The organism is Autumnicola lenta (assembly GCF_031846515.1).
In the GTDB taxonomy this organism is placed as follows: Bacteria; Bacteroidota; Bacteroidia; order Flavobacteriales; family Flavobacteriaceae; genus Autumnicola; species Autumnicola lenta.
Map to the genome: position 1 here is coordinate 1 of NZ_JAVRHO010000058.1, position 1,569 is coordinate 1,569.

At 39.3% G+C, this 1,569-nt stretch carries 1 protein-coding gene; it reads left to right on the top strand.

What is annotated here, in order from left to right:
* Window positions 1-40: 40 nt before the first annotated feature.
* Window positions 41-1,555, top strand: coding sequence for an IS1634 family transposase (locus RM545_RS17395; RefSeq protein ID WP_432264599.1), 1,515 nt, complete (start codon window positions 41-43; stop codon window positions 1,553-1,555).
* Window positions 1,556-1,569 lie beyond the last annotated feature (14 nt).

A 1,569-nucleotide genomic window follows, 5' to 3' on the forward strand; every position in this document is an offset into this window, starting at 1 on the left:
GCTCAATTTGGGTGTTAATTTGATCATTATCTTTGATTTTATGTTTGTTCGACGATTAAAATCAAGAAATGGTAAAACTTATGTTCAGGTTGTTGACAAAAGTTCTGGCCGTTATAAAGTAGTGGAAAGTTTTGGGGGTGCCAACACCAAAGCTGATGAGGGAAACCTGATAAATAAAGCCAATAATTGGATTAGAGAAAGATCAGGGTCAGCTGAGTTTGATTTTTCTGATGTGGATTCTGTTTTTGAGAGCTTCATAAATTCCATAACATCAATGAAAAGAGTCGGCTACGACTTGCTATTGGGAAGAATTTTTGATGAGATTGGGTTTAATAAAGTGGAAGATGATCTCTTTAGGGAGCTGGTAATTGCCAGAGTTGCCTTTCCTAAAAGTAAGCTTAAGACAAAAGATTACCTATATCGTTTCAAGCAGATCCATTATGATGAAGACCAGATCTACCGTGATCTGGATAAACTACACGGCAAGCAAAAGGAACTTGTACAGGACATCAGTTATAAGCATACCCTGAAGATTCTCAACAATGACATTAGTGTGGTATTCTATGATGTGACCACCTTGTATTTTGAAATTGACCAGGAAGATGAACTTCGCAAGACAGGTTTTTCCAAAGAAGGCAAGCATCAGAACCCTCAAATTGTTCTAGGCCTTTTGGTCAGCAAGAATGGCTATCCATTGGCTTATGAGATTTTTGAAGGCAATAAATTTGAAGGCCATACAATGCTTCCTGTTGTGGATACTTTTAGGGCAAAATATGATCTTGAGAAGCTTGTCATTATCGCTGACAGCGGATTACTCTCCAAGGGCAATGTAGAGGAATTACAGGAAAAGGGTTATGAATTTATATTAGGTGCCAGGATTAAAAATGAAACTAGTTCTATTAAGGAACAGATACTGGCTCTTGATCTAAGCAACGGAGAAAGTGCTGTCATCAAAAAAGGAAATCTGAAGCTCATTATCACCTATTCAGACGCTAGAGCTAAAAAGGACCGCTACAACCGCGAAAAGGGACTTAGAAAGCTGGAAAAGCACATACGCAGAGGAAAACTTACCAAATCTAACATCAACAACAGGGGCTACAATAAGTTCTTAAAGCTTGAAGGGGAGATCAACGTAGCCATCGATCACGAGAAGCTCAAGCAAGATACCCGGTGGGATGGGTTAAAAGGCTACCTCTCCAATGCACGCTTACCCAAGGACCAGATCCTTGAAAACTACCAACATCTATGGAAAATCGAACAAGCTTTTAGGATTGCTAAAACAGACCTGAAGATCCGTCCCATCTATCAAAGGCTGCAGCGAAGAATTGAAGCACACATCTGCATTTCTTTCGTAGCATACAAGGTCTACAAGGAGCTTGAGCGGCAACTTAAGCAAAAAAATGCAGGATTAAGTGCTAACGCCGCAATTGAAATTGCTGAAAACATTATGGAGGTATCAGTAAAACTCCCTCAAAACGGCGACATCAGAAGTAAAATTCTTTTCAACACAGAGGAACAAAAATACCTAAACTCTATTTTTAATTTTGGGTGTTAAAATGCGGAAGTCAG